The sequence below is a fragment of the Moorena sp. SIO2C4 genome (assembly GCF_010672485.1).
Lineage (GTDB): Bacteria > Cyanobacteriota > Cyanobacteriia > Cyanobacteriales > Coleofasciculaceae > Moorena > Moorena producens.
Genome location: NZ_JAAHGN010001458.1, coordinates 1 through 1,392, shown reverse-complemented (window position 1 = coordinate 1,392; position 1,392 = coordinate 1). Strand labels below are relative to the sequence as shown.

The 1,392-nt window shown below is 41.2% G+C and carries 1 protein-coding gene; it reads right to left on the bottom strand.

Annotated features, from left to right (window positions below):
• Nucleotides 1-196: 196 nt before the first annotated feature.
• Nucleotides 197-1,261 carry a lipase family protein gene (locus F6K20_RS38560; protein WP_131827008.1) on the bottom strand — a complete coding sequence of 355 codons (1,065 nt, stop codon included), beginning with the start codon at nucleotides 1,259-1,261 and terminating at the stop codon, nucleotides 197-199.
• Nucleotides 1,262-1,392 lie beyond the last annotated feature (131 nt).

Genomic DNA, 1,392 nt, shown 5'->3' with positions numbered 1-1,392 from the left:
TCAAACCCTAGCTACGAGGCGGAAATGAGGCCACCCCTAACGCACCCTACCCAACTGGAAGGGGTTAGGGCTGGGTTCCTCTTGCCTCTTTTCTGTTCCCTGTTCCCTGTTCCCTGTTCCCTGTTCCCTGTTCCCTAAAACCAGAAAATTTGTACCTCACAAACTTGAAATCCGCTAGACAACCCCAGACCAAGAGCTACAACCAATATCTACAGACTTGACTAGGATCTGGTTTCACCGACTTCATCGTTTTGTCCTGATCGTAGTCAAAGGTTCTCTCACAAAAGCCACTTTCACTCTCCAACGCACAATTCAAAACAGTTTTATAATTTTTGTAATGATGATTGTCTATAACATCAAATTTACCCATTAAGTTGTCTCGAGAAAATGAAACTAGATAGGCATAGGGCAAATGCTGATATCCTTCATATTTAAATGGGTCACAAGGAACTTTGTCATAAACATTTTGGATACGAATAGTTCGTGTCTCGGGGTTTTGTTGCGGTGCCTGTTGTTGATAAAATTCTACAAATGCTTGGTTGCCTACACGAGGGGAAGCATAGTTGTAGCTTGCAGACTTGATATCTGGTCTAGACAACGCCATATCAAGTGTGAATAAAGTGCTCAGTGTAGAGCCTAAACTATGGCCAGTAATATACAGAGTATCGATCGGTTTTTCAGATGCTTGGTATTTATCAACTAGGGCAAACACCTGATTCTGCATCGAGGGTGTGTTCCCATCACTATTGGAATAGATATGGTAGAAACCTGATTCAACCCTAAGCTTAGATGGCACTACAACATCTTCCTGATAAGGTACAAATGTTGTATGATTAACACCAAAAGTATCTATTAGATCCTCTGTGGAATAAGTACCTCTAAAGGCAAATATATAAGTGTAAGGAGACTGCTGAGATCGAAACACTACACCATAACACTCAACAGTTTTGTATTTATTAAAAATCGCATCAACACCAGTCCAGTAGTCTACAAAATCATAACCATCCGGTGGAGACACCTCAAGACACTCAGCAGGGTTTTGCTTATCAAAAGCATCATAAGTTAGACTGCTTGCTTGCGCTAAAAGGATGGCCCTGGTGGAATCAAGGTCAGCAGTTGTGAGGTAAGTAATTGTGTTATCCATCACGCATGCTTTCATTAGGATTGCTATATATAGCAATCCTATCTGATTTGTGAAAGAAATGGTCTGCTTTAAGGCAGGAAGCAGACGGCAGATGGCAGAAGGGAAGGGAGAAGGCACCAGTTTTTAACAATTCCAGTGATTTTACAAATAATTTAGGATTGCTATATAGGCTTCCTCCCCAGCAGCAAGGATGAAGCCAATGGCATTACTGTCGAGTCTGTTAAACCCTAGTCATGTAATTATTTTTA